This window comes from Streptomyces carminius (assembly GCF_002794255.1).
In the GTDB taxonomy this organism is placed as follows: Bacteria; Actinomycetota; Actinomycetes; order Streptomycetales; family Streptomycetaceae; genus Streptomyces; species Streptomyces carminius.
Window position 1 is genome coordinate 71,251 of record NZ_PGGW01000011.1, and the last position, 23,504, is coordinate 94,754.

The 23,504-nt window shown below is 74.0% G+C and carries 21 protein-coding genes; 18 read left to right on the forward strand and 3 right to left on the reverse strand.

All coding sequences use genetic code 11. The annotated features are described in order from the left end of the window. Positions 1-129 precede the first annotated feature (129 nt). Positions 130-1,122, reverse strand: coding sequence for a UDP-glucose 4-epimerase GalE (galE, locus tag CUT44_RS03260; protein WP_100200588.1), 993 nt, complete (start codon positions 1,120-1,122; stop codon positions 130-132). A 249-nt stretch (positions 1,123-1,371) separates the two neighbouring features. On the opposite strand from galE, the gene CUT44_RS03265 reads away from it, so the two are divergent. The 7 genes from CUT44_RS03265 (at position 1,372) to CUT44_RS03295 (ending at position 8,605) form a co-directional block, all read left to right on the forward strand. Then, positions 1,372-3,243, forward strand: coding sequence for a DUF5941 domain-containing protein (locus CUT44_RS03265; protein ID WP_100200589.1), 1,872 nt, complete (start codon positions 1,372-1,374; stop codon positions 3,241-3,243). Next, positions 3,240-3,989: a phosphocholine cytidylyltransferase family protein gene (locus CUT44_RS03270; protein ID WP_100200590.1), complete on the forward strand. Its 750-nt coding sequence runs from the start codon at positions 3,240-3,242 to the stop codon at positions 3,987-3,989. Before CUT44_RS03265 ends, CUT44_RS03270 begins: the two co-directional genes overlap by 4 nt. Continuing rightward, a complete protein-coding gene (locus tag CUT44_RS03275; RefSeq protein WP_100200591.1) occupies positions 3,977-5,047 on the forward strand; it encodes an iron-containing alcohol dehydrogenase family protein in 1,071 nt (356 codons plus the stop codon). The genes CUT44_RS03270 and CUT44_RS03275 overlap by 13 nt, the downstream gene beginning before the upstream one ends. Continuing rightward, entirely contained in the window at positions 5,016-5,807 is a 792-nt protein-coding gene (locus CUT44_RS03280) for a CDP-alcohol phosphatidyltransferase family protein (RefSeq protein WP_100200592.1), read from the forward strand. The genes CUT44_RS03275 and CUT44_RS03280 overlap by 32 nt, the downstream gene beginning before the upstream one ends. A gap of 109 nt (positions 5,808-5,916) precedes the next feature. After that, positions 5,917-6,762 carry a glycosyltransferase family 2 protein gene (locus CUT44_RS03285; protein WP_100200814.1) on the forward strand — a complete coding sequence of 282 codons (846 nt, stop codon included), beginning with the start codon at positions 5,917-5,919 and terminating at the stop codon, positions 6,760-6,762. 87 nt (positions 6,763-6,849) lie between these two features. Continuing rightward, positions 6,850-7,788 carry an ABC transporter permease gene (locus CUT44_RS03290; RefSeq protein ID WP_100200593.1) on the forward strand — a complete coding sequence of 313 codons (939 nt, stop codon included), beginning with the start codon at positions 6,850-6,852 and terminating at the stop codon, positions 7,786-7,788. Beyond that, entirely contained in the window at positions 7,775-8,605 is an 831-nt protein-coding gene (locus CUT44_RS03295; RefSeq protein WP_100200594.1) for an ABC transporter ATP-binding protein, read from the forward strand. The genes CUT44_RS03290 and CUT44_RS03295 overlap by 14 nt, the downstream gene beginning before the upstream one ends. Before the next feature lie 219 nt (positions 8,606-8,824). On the opposite strand, the gene CUT44_RS03300 is transcribed toward CUT44_RS03295, so the two are convergent. Then, positions 8,825-11,080, reverse strand: coding sequence for an MMPL family transporter (locus CUT44_RS03300; RefSeq protein WP_100200595.1), 2,256 nt, complete (start codon positions 11,078-11,080; stop codon positions 8,825-8,827). 97 nt (positions 11,081-11,177) lie between these two features. Here CUT44_RS03300 and CUT44_RS03305 point away from each other — a divergent pair, with 97 nt between their 5' ends. The 5 genes from CUT44_RS03305 (at position 11,178) to CUT44_RS03325 (ending at position 16,859) form a co-directional block, all read left to right on the forward strand. After that, on the forward strand, positions 11,178-11,927 hold the full coding sequence (locus CUT44_RS03305) for a TetR/AcrR family transcriptional regulator (protein ID WP_233221196.1): 750 nt from the start codon (positions 11,178-11,180) through the stop codon (positions 11,925-11,927). A gap of 340 nt (positions 11,928-12,267) precedes the next feature. Next, positions 12,268-13,248 (forward strand): squalene synthase HpnC, encoded by a 981-nt coding sequence (hpnC, locus tag CUT44_RS03310; RefSeq protein ID WP_199185587.1) that lies wholly within the window; start codon positions 12,268-12,270, stop codon positions 13,246-13,248. An 8-nt stretch (positions 13,249-13,256) separates the two neighbouring features. After that, complete coding sequence (gene hpnD / locus CUT44_RS03315) at positions 13,257-14,210, forward strand: presqualene diphosphate synthase HpnD (protein ID WP_100200596.1); 954 nt, start codon at positions 13,257-13,259, stop codon at positions 14,208-14,210. After that, complete coding sequence (gene hpnE / locus CUT44_RS03320) at positions 14,207-15,745, forward strand: hydroxysqualene dehydroxylase HpnE (RefSeq protein WP_233221197.1); 1,539 nt, start codon at positions 14,207-14,209, stop codon at positions 15,743-15,745. Before hpnD ends, hpnE begins: the two co-directional genes overlap by 4 nt. Beyond that, complete coding sequence (locus CUT44_RS03325; protein WP_100200597.1) at positions 15,717-16,859, forward strand: polyprenyl synthetase family protein; 1,143 nt, start codon at positions 15,717-15,719, stop codon at positions 16,857-16,859. Before hpnE ends, CUT44_RS03325 begins: the two co-directional genes overlap by 29 nt. A gap of 39 nt (positions 16,860-16,898) precedes the next feature. Here the strand turns inward: CUT44_RS03325 and CUT44_RS03330 are convergent, their stop codons facing one another. Then, complete coding sequence (locus CUT44_RS03330; protein WP_408646702.1) at positions 16,899-17,699, reverse strand: tyrosine-protein phosphatase; 801 nt, start codon at positions 17,697-17,699, stop codon at positions 16,899-16,901. 257 nt (positions 17,700-17,956) lie between these two features. Here CUT44_RS03330 and CUT44_RS03335 point away from each other — a divergent pair, with 257 nt between their 5' ends. The 6 genes from CUT44_RS03335 (at position 17,957) to CUT44_RS03360 (ending at position 23,504) form a co-directional block, all read left to right on the forward strand. Then, a complete protein-coding gene (locus tag CUT44_RS03335) occupies positions 17,957-18,646 on the forward strand; it encodes an alpha-ketoglutarate-dependent dioxygenase AlkB family protein (RefSeq protein ID WP_100200599.1) in 690 nt (229 codons plus the stop codon). An 866-nt stretch (positions 18,647-19,512) separates the two neighbouring features. Then, entirely contained in the window at positions 19,513-20,802 is a 1,290-nt protein-coding gene (locus CUT44_RS03340; RefSeq protein ID WP_100200600.1) for an ATP-binding protein, read from the forward strand. An 18-nt stretch (positions 20,803-20,820) separates the two neighbouring features. Further along, positions 20,821-21,291 (forward strand): roadblock/LC7 domain-containing protein, encoded by a 471-nt coding sequence (locus tag CUT44_RS03345; RefSeq protein WP_100200601.1) that lies wholly within the window; start codon positions 20,821-20,823, stop codon positions 21,289-21,291. Next, entirely contained in the window at positions 21,288-21,635 is a 348-nt protein-coding gene (locus tag CUT44_RS03350; protein ID WP_100200602.1) for a DUF742 domain-containing protein, read from the forward strand. Before CUT44_RS03345 ends, CUT44_RS03350 begins: the two co-directional genes overlap by 4 nt. Beyond that, positions 21,610-22,209: a GTP-binding protein gene (locus tag CUT44_RS03355; RefSeq protein ID WP_100200603.1), complete on the forward strand. Its 600-nt coding sequence runs from the start codon at positions 21,610-21,612 to the stop codon at positions 22,207-22,209. Before CUT44_RS03350 ends, CUT44_RS03355 begins: the two co-directional genes overlap by 26 nt. Continuing rightward, the gene (locus CUT44_RS03360; protein WP_408646703.1) at positions 22,206-23,504 is read left to right on the forward strand and encodes a cytochrome P450 family protein; all 1,299 of its coding nucleotides are present in this window, start codon (positions 22,206-22,208) and stop codon (positions 23,502-23,504) included. The genes CUT44_RS03355 and CUT44_RS03360 overlap by 4 nt, the downstream gene beginning before the upstream one ends.

A 23,504-nucleotide genomic window follows, 5' to 3' on the forward strand; every position in this document is an offset into this window, starting at 1 on the left:
CGCGCCGATCGGTCGGACGACCTCAGTGAACTACGGGAGGGGGGTATGGGGCAACGCGGCACTGAACACCGTTGTCATCCCCGTGACCTGGGACTTCTCCCAGAGATCGCGGGGCGCGACCGCCGGGTGTCAGCTCGGGGCGGACCGCCGTGCACCCCAGCCCTCCCAGGCCGAGGCCACCATCTCGGGTACCCCGTGGCGGGGGGACCAGCCCAGCTCCCGGCCGATCCGCTCGGCCGAGGCGACCACCCGGGCCGGATCACCCGGCCGGCGGGGCACCACCAGCGGGGCGGGCTCGCGGATGCCGGTGATCTCGGCGACCAGGTCGGCCAGCTCCCGCACCGACACGCCCCGGCCGGTGCCGACGTTCACGGTCAGGTCCGTTCCGGCCGGTCCCGCCGCGGACCGCTCCGCCAGCCGGCGGGCGGCGGCCAGGTGCGCCTCGGCCAGGTCCTCCACATGGATGTAGTCCCGGACACAGGTGCCGTCGGGCGTGGGGTAGTCGTCGCCGAAGATCCGCGGGGCCGCCCCGCGGGTGAGGGCGTCGAAGAACATCGGGACGACGTTGGACACCCCGGTGTCGGCCAGCTCCGGGCGCGCCGCCCCCGCCACGTTGAAGTAGCGCAGACAGGCGGTGGACAGCCCGTGCGCCCGTCCCGCGGCGCGCACCAGCCACTCGCCCGCGAGCTTGGTCTCGCCGTACGGGTTCAGCGGCACGCACGGGGTGTCCTCCGTGACCAGGTCCGCCTCCGGCATGCCGTAGACGGCGGCCGAGGAGGAGAACACGAAGCGCCGCACGCCCGCCCCGACCACCGCCTCCAGCAGTACCCGCAGGCCCGTCACGTTCTCCCGGTAGTACAGCAGCGGCTCCGCCATGGACTCGTCCACCCGCTTGCGCGCCGCCAGATGCACCACACCGGTGACGCCGTGGCCGGCGATCACCCTGTCCAGCAGCGCGCGGTCCGCGACCGTGCCGCGCTCCAGGGGCGTCCCGGGCGGCAGCCGCTCCGGCAGCCCGGCCGAGAGGTCGTCGAGCACGACGACCCGCTCCCCGGCCGCCGGCAGGGCCCGCACCACATGCGCGCCGATGTACCCGGCTCCTCCTGTGACCAGCCATGTCATGGCGGCAGCCTAGGGCCCGCCGGGCGGACGGCGACCGCCGCCCCCGGGAATGCCCTACCGGGGCCACCGGGAGCGCCGCCCCTGCTCCCGGGTGAACGTGTGGTGAACGGTCCCTCCCGCCGATCCGATAACCTCTGGCCACGTGCCGCCCGCCCGATCGGGTGAGGCCGCACGGTGACCGCTGCCCGGATGCCGCCCCTGTGGACCGCGCGCCGCGGACAGCACGGCTTCCGAGGAGTGAGTTCGTTCTTGTCGACCGCCATTCTCACCGGCCCGCCGGTCGCGGGGGCTCCCCTGGAGAGCGATCTGCGGTCGCTGGGCTTCGACGTACGGGTGGCGGCCGACGCCGCCGAGGTGGGCGAGGTGCTGGCCGCCGTCCCCGCCGGGGAGCGCGTCGCCCTCGTCGACCCCCGCTTCGTCGGCCATCTCCACAGCCTGCGGCTGGCCCTGACCGACCCGCGCTTCCCCGCCGCCGCCGTCCCCGGCGCCCTCACCGCCCAGCCCGCCGCCCGCGCCGCGCTGGCCCGGGCGGTGCCGGCCGCGGCCGGCGCGGTCAGCGGCGCCGCGGTGCCCGCCGGCCAGGGCGGTACGGACCCAGGGGGCGGCCCGGCCGCCTCCTCCGGCCTGCCCGACCGGGTGGCCGCCGCGCTGGCGGAGGACCCGGACGCACCGGCGGTGCACCGGCCCGAGCTGGGCGTGCTCGTCGCCGCCGTGCCCGCCGGCGAGGCGGCCCGTACCGAGGCGCTGCGCGCCGTGGCGGAGACCGACGAGGAGGACGTGCGGCTGCGCTCGGCAGTGAAGTCCCGGGACGGCTTCTTCACGACCTTCTTCATCAGCCCCTACTCCCGCCATCTGGCCCGCTGGTGCGCCCGGCGCGGCCTGACCCCCAACCAGGTGACCACCGCCTCGCTGCTGACCGCGCTGGTCGCGGCGGCCTGCGCGGCCACCGGCACCCGGGGCGGCTTCGTCGCCGCCGGGGTGCTGCTGATCGCCTCGTTCGTCCTGGACTGCGCCGACGGCCAGCTCGCCCGCTACTCCCTCCGCTACTCCACGCTCGGCGCCTGGCTGGACGCCACCTTCGACCGGGCCAAGGAGTACGCCTACTACGCGGGCCTGGCGCTCGGCGCGGCCCGCGGCGGCGATGACGTATGGGCGCTGGCGTTGGGCGCGATGGTGCTCCAGACCTGCCGGCACGTGGTGGACTTCGCCTTCAACGAGGCCAATCACTACGAACACGAAGGGGAAGCGGCGGCCAACACCAGCCCCACCGCCGCGCTGTCCGGACGGCTGGACAGCGTCGGCTGGACGGTGTGGGTCCGCCGCATGATCGTCCTGCCGATCGGTGAGCGCTGGGCGCTGATCGCGGTCCTCACCGCGCTCACCACCCCCCGCACCACCCTCACCGTGCTGCTGATCGGCTGCGCGTTCGCCGCCTGCTACACCACCGCCGGACGGGTGCTGCGCTCGCTCACCCGGAAGGCGGCGCGCACCGACCGCGCCGCGGCTGCGCTGGCCGACCTCGCCGACTCCGGCCCGCTCGCCGAGGCGGTGGCCGCCGCCTTCCGCGGGGTACGGCTGCCGCGCCCGGCCGCCCCGGCGCTCGCCCTGCTCGGCTCGGCCGCCCTGGTGGCCACCGCGCTGTGGACACCGTCCGGCTCCCCCTGGCCCCCGGCCGCCGCGCTCGGGTACGCCGTGCTGTCCGGCATCGCCGTCGCCCGGCCGCTGAAGGGCGCGCTGGACTGGCTGGTGCCGCCCTTCCTGCGGGCCGCGGAGTACACCACCGTCCTGGTGCTGGCCGCCCGCGCGGAGTCGCCCGCCGCCCTGCCTGTTGCGTTCGGGCTGGTGGCGGCGGTCGCCTACCATCACTACGACACGGTGTACCGCATCCGCGGAGGCACCGGCGCCCCTCCGCACTGGCTGGTGCGGGCGGCCGGCGGACACGAGGGGCGCGTGCTGCTGGTCACGGCCGCCGCCGCCCTGTGGCCGCAGGGCCGCGGTTTCCCGGCCGCACTCACAGTCCTGGCCGGCGCTCTGGCGCTCACGGTGCTGGCCGAGAGCATCCGCTTCTGGATGTCCTCACGGGCACCGGCAGTACACGACGAAACAGGAGAACCCACATGATCGGCCTCGTACTGGCAGCAGGCGCCGGGCGGCGTCTGCGCCCCTACACCGACACCCTGCCCAAGGCCCTGGTGCCGGTGGACCCCGCGGGTGAGGGCACCACGACCGTGCTCGACCTGACCCTGGCCAACTTCCGCGAGGTCGGGCTGACCGAGGCCGCCGTGGTCGTGGGATACCGCAAGGAGGCCGTGTACGAGCGGAAGGCCGCCCTGGAGCGCGCGTACGGCCTCACCCTCCACCTGGTGGAGAACGACAAGGCGGAGGAGTGGAACAACGCCTACTCCCTGTGGTGTGCCCGGGACGTGATCCGGGAGGGCGTGATCCTGGCCAACGGCGACACCGTGCACCCGGTCTCGGTCGAGGAGACCCTGCTGGGGGCCCGCGGCCGGGGGCAGCGGATCATCCTCGCCCTGGACACCGTCAAGAAGCTCGCCGACGAGGAGATGAAGGTCGTCACCGAGCCCGGCCGGGGCGTGCGCAGGATCACCAAGCTGATGGATCCGGCCGAGGCCACCGGCGAGTACATCGGGGTGACCCTCATCGAGGGCGAGGCCGCCCACGACCTGGCCGACGCGCTGCGGGCCACCTACGAGCGCGACCCGCAGCTGTACTACGAGGACGGCTACCAGGAGCTGGTGGACCGCGGTCACACCGTCGACACCGCCCCGATCGGCGAGGTGAGCTGGGTCGAGATCGACAACCACGACGACCTGGAGAAGGCCCGGGAGATCGTGTGCCGGTACTGACTCGCCTCATTCCCTCGCCGGCCGTCGTCGACATCCGTCCCGGTGCACTGGACGGCCTGGCGGATCTCCTGGCCGATCAGCGGATCTCCTCCGCCGGCAAGCTGGCCATCGCCATCAGCAGCGGCTCGGGAGTCGGCCTGCGCGAGCGGCTGCTCCCCATGCTGCCCGGCGCCGACTGGTACGAGGTCGGCGGCGGCACCCTCGATGACGCGATCAGGCTCGCGGACGCCATGAAGTCCGGCCATTACGACGCGGTCGTCGGCATGGGCGGCGGCAAGATCATCGACTGTGCCAAGTTCGCCGCCGCCCGCATCGGGCTGCCGACAGTGGCCGTGGCCACCAACCTCAGCCACGACGGCCTGTGCTCCCCGGTCGCCACTCTCGACAACGACGCCGGCCGCGGCTCGTACGGGGTACCGAACCCCATCGCGATCGTCATCGACCTCGACGTCATCCGCGAGGCCCCGATCCGCTTCGTCCGCTCCGGCATCGGGGACGTCATCTCCAACATCTCCGCCGTCGCCGACTGGGAGCTGTCCCACCGGGTGACCGGCGAACGGATCGACGGCCTGGCCGCCGCCATGGCCCGCCAGTCCGGCGAGGCCGTGCTGCGCCACCCGGGCGGCTGCGGTGACGACGAGTTCCTCACCGTGCTGGCCGAGGGGCTGGTGCTGACCGGCATCTCCATGTCCGTGGCCGGCGACAGCCGTCCGGCCTCGGGCGCCTGCCACGAGATCAACCACGCCTTCGACCTGCTCCACCCCCGGCGCGCCGCCGCCCATGGCGAGCAGTGCGGGCTCGGGGCCGCCTTCGCCATGCACCTGCGTGGGGCGGAGGAGCAGTCCGCCCTGATGACCGAGGCGCTGCGGCGGCACGGACTGCCCGTGCTGCCCGGCGAGATCGGCTTCAGCGACGAGGAGTTCGTGAAGGTGGTGGAGTACGCGCCGCAGACCCGGCCCGGGCGCTACACGATCATCGAGCACCTGGACCTGTCCACCGACCAGATCAGGGACGCGTACGCCGACTATGTCAAATCTGTCAAAGCCGTCTGTGGCTGAACTCCGGCCGGTCGTCCATCCGGTGGGAGTGAAGGACCGGCGCAGTGGCGAGCACTGGGCCGGGCGCCTGTACATGCGGGAGATCTCGCTGCGCTGGACCCGGCACCTGGTGAACACCTCCATAACCCCCAACCAGCTCACCCATCTCATGGTGGTCGCCGGGCTGGCCGCCGGGGCCGTACTGCTGGTGCCGGGCCTGGCCGGGGCGCTGCTGGCCGCCCTCCTGATCCAGCTCTACCTGCTGCTGGACTGCGTGGACGGCGAGGTCGCCCGCTGGCGGAAGCAGACCTCCATCACCGGTGTCTACCTCGACCGGGTGGGCCACTACCTGGCCGAGGCCGCCCTGCTGGTCGGCTTCGGCGTCCGGGCCGCGGACGTGTTCCGCACCGAGGGCGCCACGAACTGGATGTGGGCCTTCCTGGGGACGGTGGCGGCGCTGGGCGCCATCCTGATCAAGGCCGAGACCGACCTGGTGGACGTGGCCCGGGCCCGCAGCGGACTGCCCGCGGTCAAGGACGAGGCCGCGGTGCCCCGCTCCTCGGGGCTGGCGCTGGCCCGCCGGGCCGCGGCGGCGCTGAAGTTCCACCGGCTGGTCGGCGGCGTCGAGGCGTCCTTGTTCATCCTGCTGGTGGCGGTGGCCGACACGGCGCGCGGCGACCTGTTCTTCACCCGGCTCGGCGTCGCGGTACTGGCGGGCGTCGCGGTGCTGCAGACCCTGCTGCACCTGGTGTCCATCCTGGCGTCGAGCAGGCTGCGGTGACCCGGCGGCCGGTGGGGGCGTGGGAACGGTGAGTGACGTGAGAGACCCCGAGGGGACCGGGAGCGCGCCCGGCGGCGGACACCTGACCGTGGGCGCGGTCGTCCTGACGATGGGCAACCGCCCCGAGGAGCTGCGTGCCCTGCTCGACTCGGTCGCCAAGCAGGACGGCGCCCCGGTACGGGTCGTGGTCGTCGGCAACGGCGCCCCGCTGCCCGAGCTGCCCGACGGGGTGCGGACGGTGGAGCTGCCGGAGAACCTCGGCATCCCCGGTGGCCGCAACGTCGGCATCGAGGCGTTCGGGCCGGGCGGCAGCGAGGTGGACGTCCTGCTCTTCCTCGACGACGACGGGCTGCTGCCGAACAACGACACCGCCGAGCTGGTCCGGCAGGCGTTCGCCGCCGACCCCGGACTGGGCATCATCAGCTTCCGCATCGCCGACCCGGACACCGGCGTCACCCAGCGCCGCCACGTACCGCGGCTGCGGGCCTCGGACCCGATGCGCTCCTCGCGCGTGACGACCTTCCTGGGCGGCGCCAACGCGGTGCGCACCAAGGTATTCCAGCAGGTCGGCGGACTGCCGGACGAGTTCTTCTACGCCCACGAGGAGACCGACCTGGCCTGGCGGGCGCTGGACGCGGGGTGGATGATCGACTACCGCGCCGACCTGGTGCTCCACCACCCCACCACCCTCCCCAGCCGGCACGCGGTCTACCACCGGATGGTGGCCCGCAACCGCGTCTGGCTGGCGCGGCGGAACCTGCCGCTGCCGCTGATTCCGCTCTATCTGGGGATCTGGCTGCTGCTGACGCTGGCCCGGCGTCCCTCCCGTCCGGCGCTCCGCGCCTGGCTGGGCGGCTTCCGCGAGGGCTGGACCACCCCGTGCGGCCCCCGACGCCCCATGAAGTGGCGTACGGTGTGGCGCCTGACCCGGCTGGGTCGGCCGCCTGTCGTCTGACAAGCTTTGTCTGAGAGCATCGGACCCGGTGACGGGTCCCCTGCTTGTCCCATCCCGGCTGTGCACTGTGAGGACGAAAGTTTCAACGTGAGCGAGACAACGCACGACGGTGCGATCGCGACGAGCGGACCCCCGCGCCACCCCGACGACGGTCTTTCCCCGGCCGAACTCGCCGCCAAGTACGGCCTGTCGGCCAGCGGGGCGCGGCCCTCCCTGGTGCAGTACGTCCGGCAGCTCTGGGCGCGGCGGCACTTCATCCTCTCCTTCTCCCGGGCCAAGCTGCACGCCCAGTACGGCCAGGCAAGGCTCGGCCAGATCTGGCAGGTCCTCACCCCCCTGCTGAACGCGGCCGTCTACTACTTCATCTTCGGCGAGCTGCTCGGCGGGCGCGGCGGGATGGAGAACGAGGAGTACATCCCGTTCCTGGTGACCGGGGTGTTCATCTTCACGTTCACCCAGACCTCGGTGATGTCCGGGGTCCGCGCCATATCCGGGAACCTGGGCCTGGTGCGGGCCCTGCACTTCCCCCGGGCCTCGCTGCCGATCTCCTTCTCCCTGCAGCAGCTCCAGCAACTGCTGTACTCGATGATCGTCCTGGTCGTCATCCTGGTGGCCCTGGGGCACTACCCCGGTCCGCTGTGGCTGCTGGTGGCCCCGGCCCTGGTGCTCCAGTTCCTGTTCAACACCGGACTGGCGATGATCATGGCCCGGCTGGGCAGCAGGACCCCGGACCTGGCCCAGCTGATGCCGTTCGTGCTGCGCACCTGGATGTACGCCTCCGGGGTGATGTTCCCGCTGGGCTACATGCTGGAGCAGACGGACCTGCCGTCCTGGGTGGCCACCGTGCTGGAGGCCAACCCGGCGGCCGTCTACATGGAGCTGGTGCGCTACGCGCTGATCGACGGGCCGCACCACCAGAGCCTGCCCGGACACGTCTGGCTGCTGGGCGTCGGCTGGGCCCTGCTGATCGGAATCGGCGGGTTCGTTTACTTCTGGAAGGCTGAGGAACGATATGGCCGTGGCTGAGAAGAGCGCTGCCGTCGAGTCCGGGCAGGACAGCGCCGGTGCGGCGGCCGCCGCCGAGCGGCGGCCGACCGTGATCGCCGACGACGTGCACGTCGTCTACCGCGTCTACGGGGGAGGCACCCGCGGCAGGGGCAGCGCCACCGCCGCCCTCAACCGGATCATCCGGCGCAAGCCGAGCGGGCGGGTGCGCGAGGTGCACGCCGTGAAGGGTGTGAGCTTCACCGCCTACCGCGGCGAGGCCATCGGGCTGATCGGCTCCAACGGCTCGGGCAAGTCGACGCTGCTGCGGACCATCGCGGGCCTGCTGCCCGTGGAGAGCGGCCGGGTCTACACCGACGGCCAGCCCTCCCTGCTGGGCGTCAACGCCGCCCTGATGAACGACCTGACCGGGGAGCGCAACGTGATGCTGGGCGGACTGGCGATGGGCATGTCGCTGGCCCAGGTCCGCGAGCGCTACCAGGACATCGTCGACTTCTCCGGGATCAACGAGAAGGGCGACTTCATCAGCCTGCCGATGCGCACCTACTCCTCGGGCATGGCGGCCCGGCTGCGGTTCTCCATCGCCGCCGCCAAGGACCACGACGTGCTGATGATCGACGAGGCGCTGGCCACGGGTGACGGGAAGTTCCGCAAGCGCTCCGAGGCGCGCATCCGGGAGCTGCGCAAGGAGGCCGGAACGGTCTTCCTGGTCAGTCACAGCAACAAGTCGATCCGGGACACCTGCAACCGGGTGCTGTGGCTGGAGCGCGGCGAGCTGCGCATGGACGGCCCGACCGAAGAGGTGCTCAAGGCGTACGAGGAGTTCACCGGCAAGTAGGGCGAGCGGGGCAGGCGGTACGCCGCTCCGGCTGCCCGCCTGCCACGCATCCGGCTGTACGGCCGTACGGCCCGGCCCCCGCACCCTCAAGGGTGCGGGGGCCGGGCCGTCCTTTGGGGCGCCCAGGCCTCCCCGGCCGCCCTCCGGGCCCGGCCCGCGGCGGCTCCGGACCCCCGTACCGGGGACGCCACGGGTCTGTTCCCCGGAGGAGGCCCGGGGTCAGACCCCGGCGGTCTCGCGCTCCGGCCCGGCCGGGGGCGGGGTGCCCGGCAGAGCGGGGGAGTCCGGCCGGGCGGCGGCCGGTCCCTCGGTCAGCCCCACCCGGCGGTGCAGCCGGCGCAGTGCCTCCGGCGCGTACCAGGCGCCGCGGCCCAGCAGCCGCATCGCGGCCGGGACCAGCACCCCGCGCACCGCCACCGCGTCGATCAGGATGGCCAGCCCGCTGCCGAGGCCGAACATCTGGATGAAGCTGACCTCGCTGGTGGCGAAGGCGAAGAAGCTGACCGCCAGCAGACCCGCGGCCATGGTCACGATCCGTCCGGTCCGGGACAGTCCGCGGGTGACGGCGGTGGCGTTGTCCTCGCCCGCGTCGCGCAGTTCCTTGATCCGGCTGGTGACGAAGACCTCGTAGTCCATCGACAGCCCGAAGACGACACAGAACAGCAGCACGGTCATCGAGGTGTTCATGGGCATCGGCGTGAAGCCCAGCACCGAGGACAGGTGCCCGTCCTGGAAGATCCAGACCATCGCGCCGATCGCCGCCGTCAGGCTGACGGCGTTGAGCAGCAGCGCGCGCAGCGGCTGGACGAGGCTCCCGGTGAACAGGAACAGCAGGACGAAGGTGGTCACGGCGACCCAGGCGACCGCGGCCGGCAGCCGGTCGCCGATGGCGGCCCTGGTGTCCACCAGCCGGGCGTCCGGGCCGCCGACCAGGGCCTCCACGCCGTCCGGTGCGGGCACCGCGCGAACGGCGCCCACCAGGTCCTGGGCGGCGCTCGAACCGGACTCCGGCTCGGTGGTGACCGTGAGCCGCTGGGCGTCGGCACGGCCGAGCGCCGCGTTCGCCGGGCCGGGCGGGGCGGCCTCGCCCGCGCGGTAGGTGCCGGAGGCGGCCTGGACGCGGGTGACGCCGTCGAGCCGGGAGAGGGCGGTGGCGTACGCGCCGAGCCCGGCGGTGTCCACCGGCCCGGTGGTGACGATCTGGACGGCGGAGGCGTCGTCGCCCTCGAAGTGCTCGTCCACGGCGGCGGCCACCCGGCGGCTGTCCGCGTCCCGCGGCAGCACCCGCTCGTCCGGGTTGCCGAAGGAGGCGCCCAGCAGCGGGCTCGCGGCGAGCAGCAGCACGGCGAGGACCGGCAGCGCGGTGAGGGCCGGACGGCGCATCACGAACGCGGCCAGGCGGCCCCACACCGGTGCGTCGGGACGGCGTACGGCCTTCGCCCAGGGCAGCCGGCCGTTGTTGACGCGGTGGCCCAGCAGGGCCAGCAGGGCGGGGACGACCACCAGTGCGGCGACCGCGGCGATCGTCACCACGCCGATCCCGGCGTAGGCGAAGGAGCGCAGGAAGAAGGGCGGGAAGAGCAGCAGGGCGGCGAGCGCGGCGATGACGACGGCGGCGGAGAAGGCGATGGTGCGGCCCGCGGTGGTGACGGTGGTGCGCAGCGCGTCGGGGACCGGATCCCCTTCGGTCAGGCGTTCGCGGAACCGGCTGACCAGCAGCAGCCCGTAGTCGATGCCCAGTCCGAGGCCGAGGGCGGTGGTGAGGTTGACCGAGAAGACCGACACGTCGGTGAGGCTGCCGAGTACGAAGAGCTCGGCGAAGGTGCCCATGACCGCGATCAGTCCGATGGCCAGCGGCAGCAGGGCGGCGAGGACGCTGCCGAAGGCGATCACCAGCAGGACGAGGGTGACGGGCACGGCGATCGCCTCGGCGAGGGCGAGGTCGGCGGAGACCTGGGAGGTGATGTCGTGGCCGACGGCCGCCTGACCGCCGGCGCGCACCGTGACGGCGCCCCGGTCGCCGGCCCACTCCTCGGCCTTCGCGGCGATTTCGCCGGCGCGGTCGGTGCGTTCGGTGCTGTTCCCCTCGACGTGGGCGAGGATCAGCGCCCGGCCGCCGTCGCGCGAGGTGAGCGCGGAGCCGGCGGCGTCCCAGTGTGACAGGACGCCGGACACGTCCGGGTCGGCCTTGAGGCCCGCGGTGATCTCCCGCCCGGCCCGTTCGACGGCGGGGGAGTCCAGCCGGGCCCCCTCCCGGGGCTCCACCAGCAGCACGAGGTTGGTCTCGCCGCCGAACCGCTCCTCGATCAGGGCGGCGGCCCGGCTGGAGGGCGCGTCGGGGTCCTCGAACCCGCCGCTCTGGAGTTTGCCGAACGCCCCGAGGCCGACGGCGGCCATGGCGAGCACGGCGACGAGCGAGGCCAGCAGTACCGCGCGGGTGTGGCGCAGCACCAGGCCGGCGATCCAGGACAGCATGGTCTTTTCCCCCTCGGGTGTGGCGCCGCAGATGTTTACGGCGTTCACATGGACTGTGGCAGAGGATGTTAATGCCGTCAACATCAGGCAGTATCGAATGATGCGAACCGACGGGACCGGCAAGAGCGGCTACCACCACGGCGATCTGCGCAACGCGCTCATCGAGGCGGCGACCGAGCTCGCCCGCGCCGGCGGCCCCGAGGCCGTCGTGCTGCGGGCCGCCGCCCGCCGGGTGGGGGTCTCCCCGACCGCCGCCTACCGCCACTTCACCGGCCAGGGCGATCTGCTGCGCGCGGTCAAGGCGCGGGGTCAGCGGTGGCTGGCGGACACCATGGAGGAGGTCGTCGGGGAACTGGTCCGCGGTGACGGGTGCGACGGGGACGCCGGAGCCGCGGCGGAGGAGCGCGTCCGCGCCATGGGGCTGGGCTATCTCCGCTTCGCCCTCGCCGAACCGGGCCTGTTCCGCGCGGCCTTCTGCCGCCTTCCGCTGCCCGAGGAGGAGACGACGGGGAAAAGGGCGGGGAAAGCGACGGGGAAAGCGGTGGAGGGGGAGGCCGGAGGGGACGCCGGAGGGGACGCCGGAGGGTTCGGCCCGGACGGGCCCCGGGACACCCGGGCCGCGAGCGCCTACGGACTGCTCGGTGAGGCGCTGGACGCCCTCGCCGCCACCGGCCGGATGCCCGCCGGGCGGCGCCCCGGCGCGGAGTTCGCGGCCTGGAGCGCGGTGCACGGTCTGGCCGTGCTCACTCTGGACGGCCCGCTCTCCCGGCTCCCCGGGGAGCAGCGGGACGCCGTCGTCGAAGGGGTGCTGGCCTCGGTGCTGCGCGGGCTGACCGCCCCGGCGTGACCTCCCGCCGGGGCGGCCCACCGGACCCGTGCCGCGGGACGAGCCGGAGCACGACGTAAGCTGAGCCGGGTGCCGGTGGACGGCATGCCGGGTGGCCCCGTCCCCGGTCGGCGGATCGGCTCATGGTACGTCCGAAACCGCTGAAATAGGATGTTCCGGGCGACGGATGCCGGGGGAGAGGTGCCGTCGGCGCCCCGGACACCGCCGGTGCTCCGAACTTCTGCGGTGCCCCGGCCGTTCCAGGGGAACAAGGTGCCGGTCGCGGTGGGCGCGGGCGTGGTGAGCTGAGGAGGCGGAAGAGGATGACGGCGATGGCCGGGACCGGCTGGACGGGCGTTCCGTGGTGACCTCGCGGGACGCGGGGGCACCCGCCGTACACGCCGTCCTGGACAAGGCCGCGCACGAGAACTTCCCCGTCGCCCCCCGCTTCCTCCCGCGTGCCTGGCGGGAGGACCTGACCGCCGTCTACGGCTGCGTCCGGCTGGTGGACGACATCGGCGACGGCGATCTCGCCCCCGGCGGCCGGGACGCCGCGGCGCTGGGCGTGGACCCCGGCCGGGCCGCCGACCGTGCCGCGCTGCTCGACGCCTTCGAGGCCGACCTGCGGCGCGCCTTCCGCGCCGCCGAGGCCGGCGCCGCGTCCGGAACCGATGCCCCCTCCGGGACCGGGCGCGCGAGCGCGGACCGGGACTTCCCGGAGGGCCCCCGCCACCCCCTGCTGCGCGCCCTGGTGCCGACCGTGCGCCGCCGCGGGCTGACACCGGACCCGTTCCTCGCCCTGGTCGAGGCCAACCGGCGGGACCAGCTGGTCCACCGGTACGGGACGTGGGAGGAACTGCTCGGCTACTGCGCGCTGTCCGCCGATCCGGTCGGCCGGATCGTCCTGGCCGTCACCGGCACCACCACCCCCGAACGAGTCCGCCGCTCCGACGCCGTGTGCACCGCCCTGCAGGTGATCGAGCACCTCCAGGACGTCGCCGAGGACCTGGCCCGCCAGAACCGGATCTACCTGCCCGCCGAGGACCTGGAGCGCTTCCGGGTCACCGAGTCCGACCTCGCCGCCCCCACCGCGAACGCCTCGGTGCGTGCGCTGGTCGCCTACCAGGCGCGGCGTGCCCATGATCTGCTGAACGAAGGAGTCCCGCTGGTGGCGAGTCTTCCCGGAGTGCCCAAACTCCTCGTCGCCGGATTCACCGGCGGCGGACGGGCGGCCCTGCGCGCCGTCCGGTCCGCCCGGTACGACGTACTGGCCGGCACCCCGCGCCCCACCCGCGCCGGTGTGCTGCGCGAGACCGCGGCGGTCCTGGGACAGGCCAGGTGAGCGGGGCCGTGGCACGTACGGCCCGGGCGGCACAGCCCCCGCAGGTCTTCGCGGCCTACCGCTACTGCGAGGCCGTCACCGCCCACCAGGCCCGCAACTTCGCCTACGGCATCCGGCTGCTGCCCCCGGACCGGCGGCAGGCGATGTCCGCCCTGTACGCCTTCTCCCGGCGCGTCGACGACATCGGCGACGGCACCCTGGACCCGGCGGTCAAGAAGGACCGGCTGGAGGAGACCCGCCGGCTGCTCGGCCTGGTGAAGGACGGGAAGCTCCCCGAGGACGCCACCGACCCGGTCGCCGTCGCCCTGGCCGACGCCGCCCGCCGCTTCCCGATCCCGCTGAACGGGCTCGACGAGCTGATCGACGGCGTCCTGATGGACGTGACCGGCCGGACGTACGAGACCTGGGAGGAGCTGCGGGAGTACTGCCGCTGTGTCGCCGGTGCCATCGGACGGCTCTCCCTGGGCGTCTTCGGCACCGCACCGAGCACACCCGGCGCCGAGCACGCACCCCACTACGCCGACACCCTGGGCCTGGCCCTCCAGCTGACCAACATCCTCCGCGATGTGCGCGAGGACGCCGCGGAGGGCCGCACCTACCTGCCCCGCGAGGACCTCGAGGCCTTCGGCTGCGCCACCGCGCCGCTAGACCAGGCCCCGCCGCCCGGCGCCGACTTCGCCGGGCTGGTCCGCTTCGAGGTGCGGCGCGCCCGCGGCCTGTTCGCCGAGGGGCTGCGGCTGCTGCCGCTGCTCGACCGCCGCTCCGCCGCCTGCGTGTCGGCGATGGCCGGGATCTACCACCGCCTGCTCACCCGTATCGCCCGCGACCCCCATGCCGTGCTGCGGGGCCGGGTCTCCCTGCCGGCCCGGGAGAAGGCGTACGTCGCCGTGCGCGGGCTGGCCGGGCTCGACACCCGCCGGGCGGCCCGCGCGGACCACACCGGCCCGGGGAAGGCCCGGTGACCGCTCCGGAGGCGGCCGTGCCGACGGTTCCGGAGCCGGCCGGCTCCCGGGCCGTGGTCGTCGGCGGCGGACTGGCGGGCATCACCGCGGCGTTGCGCCTGGCCGAGGCCGGAGTCGGCACCACCCTGGTGGAGGCCCGGCCCCGGCTGGGCGGCCTCGCCTTCTCCTTCCGGCGCACCGGCGGCGCCGGTGAACTGACCGTGGACAACGGCCACCACGTCTACCTGCGGTGCTGCACCGCCTACCGCTGGTTCCTGGAGCGGATCGGGGCGAGCGCGCTCGCCCCGATCCAGCGGCGGCTGGACATCCCCGTGCTGGACGCCGCCCGCGGCAGAGTGGGGCGGCTGCGCCGCACCGCCCTGCCCGTCCCCCTGCACCTGGCGGCCGGGCTCGCCCGCTATCCGCACCTCTCCCCGGCCGAGCGGCTGCGGGCCGGGCGGGCCGCGCTCGCCCTCAAGCGCCTGGGGACGGTCGACCCGGCCGACCCCGCGCTGGACGGGACGGACTTCGCGAGCTGGCTGCACCGCCACGGCCAGTCGCCGCGCGCGGTACGGGCGCTGTGGGACCTCGTCGGCGTCGCCACCCTCAACGCCCGCGCCCCGCAGGTCTCGCTCGGACTGGCCGCGATGGTCTTCAGCACCGGACTGCTCACCGACCCCGGTGCGGCGGACCTCGGCTGGTCCCGGGTCCCGCTGGGGCGGCTGCACGACACCCTGGCCGGCGAGGCGCTGGAGCGGGCGGGGGTACGTGTGGTCCGGCGGGCCCGGGTCCGCGAGCTCGTCCCGGAGCCGGACGGCACCTGGCGGATCACGGTGGGCTCCGGCTCCGGCTCCGGCACCGGCGGGGGCGACGGGGGCGGGACGCTCACCGCCGGCACGGTCGTCCTCGCCGTCCCCCAGCGTGACGCGCACCGGCTGCTGCCCCCCGGCGCGCTGCCGGAACCGGACCGACTGCTGCGCATCGGCACCGCGCCGATCCTGAACGTCCACGTGGTCTACGACCGCCGGGTGCTGCACCGGCCCTTCCTGGCCGCGCTGGGCACCCCCGTGCAGTGGATCTTCGACCGGACCGAGGCGTCCGGGCTGCGCGCCCCGGGCGGCGCGGACGGGAACGCGGAAGGCAGCGCCGAGGGCAGCGCGGGGGACGGCCCGCAGTACCTGGCGCTGTCCCAGTCCGCCGCCGGGGACGAGATCGACCTGCCCGTCGCCGTCCTGCGCGAGCGCTACCTGGCCGAACTGGCCCGGCTGCTGCCCGCCGCCCGCACCGCGCGGGTGCGGGACTTCTTCGTCACCCGGGAGCGTGCCGCCACCTTCGCCCCCGCGCCCGGCGTCGGGCGGCTGCGGCCCGCGGCACGCACCGACACGCCGGGGGTCTGGCTGGCGGGGTCATGGACCGCCACCGGCTGGCCCGCGACGATGGAGGGCGCCGTGCGCAGCGGGCTGACCGCCGCCCGGGAGGCGCTGGCCGCCCTCGGCCGCCCGTACGAGGACCCGTACGGCGGCCCGCATGACGGCGTCTTTTCGGAGGCGGCGTGAGCACGACACCCACGACAGAGGAGACCCTGTGACCCCGGCGACCCCCAGGACCCAGACGGGCACGGCCGACGACACCGCGGGTATCGCCGCGCTGCTGGAGCGCGGCCGTACGCTCGCCGCGCCGCTGCTGCGGTCCGCCGTGGCGCGGCTCGCCCCGCCCATGGACACCGTTGCCGCGTACCACTTCGGCTGGATCGACGCCCAGGGCCGGCCGGCCGACGGCGACGGGGGCAAGGCCGTGCGTCCCGCCCTCGCCCTGCTGTCGGCCGAGGCCGCGGGTGCCGCGCCCGAGACGGGGGTGCCCGGCGCGGTCGCCGTCGAACTGGTCCACAACTTCTCCCTGCTCCACGACGACCTGATGGACGGCGACGAGCAGCGGCGCCACCGCGACACCGTCTGGAAGGTGCACGGTCCCGCGCAGGCCGTCCTGGTGGGGGACGCCCTGTTCGCGCTGGCGGGCGAGGTGCTGCTGGAACTGGACACGGCCGAGGCGGCCCGGGCCACCAGGCGGCTGACCCTGGCCACCCGCAGACTCATCGACGGCCAGGCGCAGGACATCTCCTACGAGCACCGCGAGAAGGTCACCGTCGCCGAGTGCCTGGAGATGGAGGGCAACAAGACCGGCGCCCTGCTGGCCTGCGCCAGCTCCGTCGGCGCGGTCCTCGGCGGCGCGGACGACGCCACCGCGGACGCCCTGGAGTCCTACGGCTACCACCTGGGGCTGGCCTTCCAGGCCGTCGACGACCTGCTGGGCATCTGGGGCGACCCGGCGGTGACCGGCAAGCGGACCTGGAGCGATCTGCGGCAGCGCAAGAAGTCCCTGCCGGTCGTCGCGGCCCTGGCGGGCGGCGGTCCGGCCGCGGGACGGCTCGGGGAGCTGCTGGCCGCGGACGCCACCAAGGACCAGGCGGAGTTCGAGGACTTCAGCGAGGCGGAGTTCGCGGCGCGGGCGGAGCTGATCGAGGAGGCCGGCGGCCGTGAGTGGACCTCGGAGGAGGCCCGCCGCCAGCACGCCACCGCCCTCGCCGCCCTGGACGGCGTCACCGGGATGCCGGACGGGATCCGCGACCAGTTCGCGGCCCTCGCGGACTTCGTCGTGGTCCGCGAGGGCTGAGCGGGGCGAGGGTGGGCGCGCGCGGCGGGCGGCCCGGGATCATCCCTCCAGCAGGCGCTCCCGCAGCCGCTCGCGGAGGGCGGGGGTGAGGCCGAGCCCCTCGGTGAGGTATCCCTCCACCCCGCCCCAGTGGCTCTCGATGGTGTCGAACGCCGTGTGCAGATAGGCCGGGCGGGCGTCGAAGAGCGGAGCGAGCAGCTCCCGCACCTCCGGGGACATCCCCTCGGCCGCCTCCGGGGATCTGTACATCCGGTAGCGGCGGTGCGGGGAGTTGGACTCCAGGTAGTCCGCCTCGATCGCCTCCCGCTCCACACCCAGGGCCAGCAGCGTCACGGCGATCGACAGTCCGGCCCGGTCCTTGCCCGCCGCGCAGTGCATCAGGGCCGGGACGCTGTCCTCGGCCAGCGCCCGCAGCACCCGGCCGTGCTCGGCGGTGCGGTCCGTGATGATCGCCCGGTAGGACTCGGCCATCCGGGCCGCCGCCCGCCCGCCGGAGAGCGCGGCCCGCAACTGGGCCAGGTCGCCCTCGCGCACCATCGTCCAGAACTCGGCGCCGTCGGCGGGGTCCGACAGCGGGATGTTCACGTTCCGCACCCCCGGCAGCGCCACGTCGGGGCCCTCCAGGGCCTGGTCGGCGGCGTTGCGGAAGTCGAAGACGGTGTGGAGCCCGAGCCGGGCGAGGAAGGCGGTGTCCTCCTCGGTGGCGTGGGCCAGATGCCCGCTGCGGTAGAGCAGGCCCGGCCGCACCCGCCGTCCGCCGGCGGCAGGCAGCCCGCCGACGTCCCGGAAGTTGCGCACGCCGGTCAGTACGGGTTCCACGGTCTCGAACGTCACGGCCACTCCTCGTCCTCGGGCCCTCCCGGGCCGTCTCCGGTGCTCCCGGAGCTCTGCGCGTCCTTCTCCCCCCGGGGCGGCGCCCCGGCGCGCCGCTGTCCCGTGCACGGCCCCGCGGCGACCACTGCGACCATACGGCATGGTCCCGCGGCCGGACCGGTGTGCGGACGGCCCGGCGGCACCCGGGGCGGGGACGGACGCCGAGGGCCGGGGACCGGGGGGACCGGGAGGAAAAGGAGGAACAGGAGGGCAGGCGGCAGGACATGGACGACGGACTGTTCCGGCTGCCGCCCGTGGCGGTGGCACCGGGCGCGGTGCACCTGCCCGGCCATCTGGACCCGGCCGCGCAGCGGGAACTGCTGGCCGCCTGCCGGCGGTGGGCACGGCCGCCCGCCGGGCTGCGCACCGTACGGATGCCCGGTGGCGGCGAGATGTCGGCACGGCAGGTCGGCCTCGGCTGGCACTGGCACCCCTACGGTTACTCCCGGACCGCGGTGGACGGCGACGGGTCGCCGGTCAAGCCGTTCCCCGACTGGCTGGGGGAGTGGGCCCGGCGGGTGCTGGAGGAGGCGTACGGGCGGGCTCCGGGCGCTTCCCGGCCCGGCACCCCGCATGGCCCCCCGTACGACATCCCGTACGACACCCCGTACGACATCGGGCTGGTGAACTTCTACGACGACCGGGCGCGGATGGGGATGCACCGCGACCGCGACGAGGAGTCGGACGCCCCCGTGGTCTCCTTCAGCCTCGGCGACACCTGCGTCTTCCGCTTCGGCCACACGGGCGGCCGCGGCCGCCCGTGGACAGACGTCGAACTGCGCAGCGGGGACGCCTTCGTGTTCGGCGGCCCCGCGCGGTGGGCCTACCACGGTGTCCCGCGGATCCGGCCCGGTACGGCGCCACCCGCGCTCGGGCTGCGGGGGCGGGTCAGCGTCACGGTCCGGCGGCGCTGACCGGACCGGTGGCCCTCCCGGTGCCGGAGCCCGGAGCCCGGGGGCCGGTGGTGAAGATCCCGGATGTGGTCCGCACGGATTTCTTCATATGCGGGGCCGTCGTGTGAAACACCTCCGGACGCCGTCCGGCGCGTTTTCAGGAACGACACCGGCCGGCGGACCCGGTGACCGTCGCCGGAACGCGGTTGCGGACGGGGTGTTCCCCTCGCGCGGCCGGAGAGAAGGACCCGGACACTCCCGGCGGAAACCGGCCGCGCCCGGTGATCTCCGGATTCGAGGGGAAAACGCCCGGGTGCGGCTCCGGAATGCCGGGGTACGCCGGATCCGGTATCCGGATTTCCCGGTTCTTTCCGGACGCCGGGGCCGGGTCCCGCGGCGCGGCGCGGTGCCGGCCCGGCGGACGCGCCGGCCGGGGACGGGACGGCGTCCACGCACCGCGGCGGGCCGGAACGGGCAGTGTGCGGCGGCCTGTTGCCCGCCGGACGGGCGCGGGTCCAACTGGACAGATCGGTGGTGGATGGGTAGACAGACACCCGAAGCTTCCGGCCGGGCGGACCGGCGTCGTCCGACGCCTCGCCGACCGGGGACTTCGCCGTCTCGTACGGCCCGGCCCCGCACCCGTGCGAGCCGTCCGGGCCGAGAAGCCCGTCTGCTGCGGAGGTGACGTGTCCTCGTGGGCGCGTTCGTTTGTCCGAGTTCCCAAGTGGCCACCGGCGGACTTCCGTTGCGCAACACCGGTCCAACAGAATTCTGAGGGCGAACGGGATGCGATCCGGCCGTCGGCGCGGTAGGAGGCACGAAGGCGCGCAGCCGGCCGCCGGTCGAGTTGTTCCTGTCTTTTCTCCTCGACTTCACGAGAGAACCAGATGAAATACGAGATAGCCCAGGCGCAGTTAGCAGTGGCCGGCCTCGTCTTCGCCGGCGTGGTGGCGCTGGCCGTCCACTGGGCGCTGGCGGCTCGACGGTGGCGCGCACGTGCCCAGGAGAGACAGGAGGCCCGGGACGCCGCGCTGGAGGAGATGGTCATCACCGCCCTGCCCGCGGTGCGGGAGTCCATGCGGCGGCCCGACGCGGCGGTGACGGAACTCCCCCTGCCGGAATCCCTGCGGGGGACGGTGTTCGCCGGACGTCTGCGGATCCTCGCCGAGCGGTACGCCACCGATCTGCGGCAGGTGCAGGCGGAGGCCGAGCGGGCGACGCGCGGAAAGGTCCGGGAGGAGTCGCGCGCGGCCATCCGGGGAGCGGTGCGCTCGGTGGTCTCGACGCTGGTGAGCACGGGCGCGGACGTGGGCAAGGTCGTCGGGGACGCGCTGGACCGGCATCCGGAGATGTCGCGGACCCTGTTCGACATCGACCACGCGGTGCAGCAGCTCCTCCGGCAGGCGCAGTCCCTGGCCGTGGTCTGCGGGGGATCACCGGGGCGGCGGTGGCCGCCCACGAAACTGACCGATGTGGTGGGCGGCGCGGTGGGCCGGCTCAGGGACTACCGCCGCGTGCGGTACCAGGAACTCGACCGCGTCGTGGCCAGCAGGTTCGTGGAACCGCTCATCCTCCTGCTGGCGACACTGCTGGACAACGCCACCCGCTACTCGCCCCCGAAGTCGTACGTCGAGGTCTCGTTCCAGGAGGGGCACCACGGTGTGACCGTGGTCATCGACGACGCCGGGAAGCGGATGGCCCCCGGCCAGCTGCGGCAGGCGCAGCGGATCCTGGCCGGTGAGGAACCGGCCGATCTCTACAAGATGGGCCCGCACCCCCAGATCGGGTTCCACGTGGTCGCCGTGCTGGCGCACCGGCACCGGCTGGACGTCTGCGTCCACGAGGGGCCGAGCCCCTACGGCGGTACGCGGGTGACGGTGTTCGTACCCGAGGCGGCGTTCACCACCGCGGCCGACGAGGCGCGGCCCGAACCGGAGCCGGAGCGACAGCCGGAGTCGGAACCGGAGCGGCGGCCGGACCGGGAGCCGGAAGCCGCTCCGCAGCCGGCGGGGCCGGCGCAGACCCCCGGCGGGCTCCCCCGCCGCCGTCGGCGGCAGCGCACGGCGGCAGCGGCCGAGGCGGACGCTTCCACGGTGATCCAGCCGGGGCGCCCCGAGGCGGCAGCGGCCTGGTGGCAGGCCGGGCGTTCGAACCGTACCGACTCTCCAGTCGACTGACGAAAAGGACATCACCGCATGAGCTTCCCGAGTCACCCCTCCGAGGAAGTGCGCAGCGACATCAGCTGGATGCTGCAGGGCCTGGCCGACACACCGGGTGTGCAGTCGGCCATCGTGCTGACCACGGACGGCCTCCTCATGGCCCACTCCGAGAGCCTCGGCAGGGACGAGGCCGACCGGTTCGCCGCCGCCGTGGCCGGAGCGCACGGGGTGAGCACGGCCATGCGCGAGTTCTGCGCCGGCGCCCGCGCGGTACGGCAGAACATGGTCGAGTTCGACGCGGGCTTCATCGCGTTCACGGCGGGCGGCGAGAACACCCTGCTGGCGGTGGCCACGGACGCCGACGCCGACCTGAACGTGATCCCGTACCGCATGAACGACCTGGCGGTACGGGTGGGGGAGCAGCTCAGCAGCCAGTCGCGGCAGCCGACCGGGGGCACGGGGGGAACCGGGGGAACCGGGGGAACCGGGGAAAGCAGCCGGTCATGACGGACGAATGGGGTGACCGGCAGGTGGTGCGCGCGTATGTGCGCACCGGCGGGCGGTCGAGCCCCACCAGGGAACTGGACCTCACGACCCTGGTCGTGGCCGCGAACTCCCCGGTCCACGGGCTGCAGCGGGAGCACCGCCGGATCATGGACCTGTGCCGTCAGGGGGCCTTGTCCGTCGCCGAGGTCGCGGCCCACCTGGAGTTGCCCCTCATCGTCGTCAAGGTGGTGGTGTCCGATCTGATGGACACCGGCCACCTCACCACACCCGCCCCCGTGGTCTCCCTGTCGGATGTCGCGCTCCTCAGAAGGATTCTCGATGGCCTCCACCGTCATGCCGGCTGACTCCGCCTACCTGCCCTCCACCGTGAGACGCACCGCGAAACTGCTGGTGGCCGGGCACTTCGGGGTGGGGAAGACCACGCTGGTGGGCAGCGTCTCGGAGATCGCGCCGCTGCGTACCGAGGAGGCGATCACCGAGGAGAGCGTGGGCATCGACGACCTGGCGGGACTGCCGGGCAAGACCAGGACCACCGTGGCCCTGGACTTCGGCCGCATCTCCGTGGACGAGGAGCTGGTGCTGTACCTGTTCGGCACGCCCGGACAGCGGCGCTTCGTGTCGCTGTGGGAGAACCTCGCCCGCGGCGCCCTGGGCGCCCTGGTGCTGGTCGACACCCGCCGTCTGGAGCAGTCCCACGACGTACTGGGCTGGCTGGAGGAACGCGGCCTGCCCTACGCGGTCGCGGTCAACGAGTTCGACGGTGCCCACCGCTATCCCCCGGAGGAGATCCGCGACGCCCTCGACCTGGCTCCGACGACACCGCTGACGACCTGCGACGCCCGCGACCGGACCTCCAGTGTCCACGCCCTGATCACGCTTGCCGCCCATGTGCTGCACTGCCTGGAGTCCCGCCCGTGACCTTCGAGCCGCCCCCCGTCCCCCCGTCCTCCGCCTCGTCCTCCGCCTCGCCCTCCGCACCGCCGCCGGGCCACCCGGTGAACGCCCCGGCGTCCCGCGTACCGCTGCACGCGCCCGAGTTCGCGGCCGATCCCCACCGGGCCTACGCCGAGATGCGCGCGACCCACGGACCGCTGGTGCCGGTGGAGCTGGCGCCGGGGGTGCCCGCCACCCTGGTGATCGGCTACCAGGCCGCGGTGCGGATCCTCAACGACCCCGAGAACTTCCCCGCCGACCCCCGTGCCTGGCAGCAGGACCTCCCGCCCGACTGCCCCGTCAAACCGATGCTGGAATGGCGTCCCAACGCCCTGCGTTCGTCCGGTGACGCGCACACCCGCTACCGGGCGGCCAACGTCGCCAGCCTCGAAGCGATCGACCTGCACGTCCTGCGCTCCACCGTGGCGCGGCTCGCCGTCGCACAGATCAACACCTTCTGCGCGTCCGGTGAGGCGGACGTGCTCACCCAGTACGCCTGGCCGCTGACCTTCCAGACGCTCAACGCCCTGCTGGGCTGCCCGCCCGAACTGGGGGAGCGGGTCGCCCGGGGAATGGCCGCGATCTTCGAGGGCGTCGACGCCGAACGCGGCAACGACCTGCTCGTCCAGGCCCTGACCGAACTGGTCACCCTCAAGGGGCGGCAGCTCGCCGAGGGGCAGCCCACCGACGACGTCACCACTCGGCTGCTGGCCCACGAGGTCGGCCTGAACGGCACCGAGATGATCCACCAGCTGGTGACCCTCTACGGAGCCGGCATCGAGCCGATGACCAACCTCGTCACCAACACCCTGCGGCTGATGCTCAGCGACCCCCGGTTCTCCGGTGACGTCCGCAGCGGCACCCTGAGCGTCCGGGACGCGCTGGAGGAGGTCCTGCTGCAGGACCCCCCGATGGCCAACTACTGCGTGAGCTATCCGCCCCGGCCGGTCCGGTTCGAGGACGTCCTGCTGCCGGCCCACCAGCCGGTCGTCATCAGCATGGCGGCGGCCAACAACGATCCCGCCGTCACCGAGCCCGGCCGGTACGCCGGGAACCGCGCACACCTGTCCTGGAGCACCGGCCCGCACACCTGCCCCGCCCAGTCGCCGGCCTATCTGATCGCCTACGAGGCCGTCGAGCTGATCCTCGACGCCCTGCCGGAGATGCGGCTGGCCGTCCCGGCCGACCGGCTCACCTGGCGGCCCGGTCCCTTCCACCGCGCCCTGACCGGTCTGCCCGTCGTCTTCTCCCCGTCCCAGCCCATCCCCGCCCCGCACTGA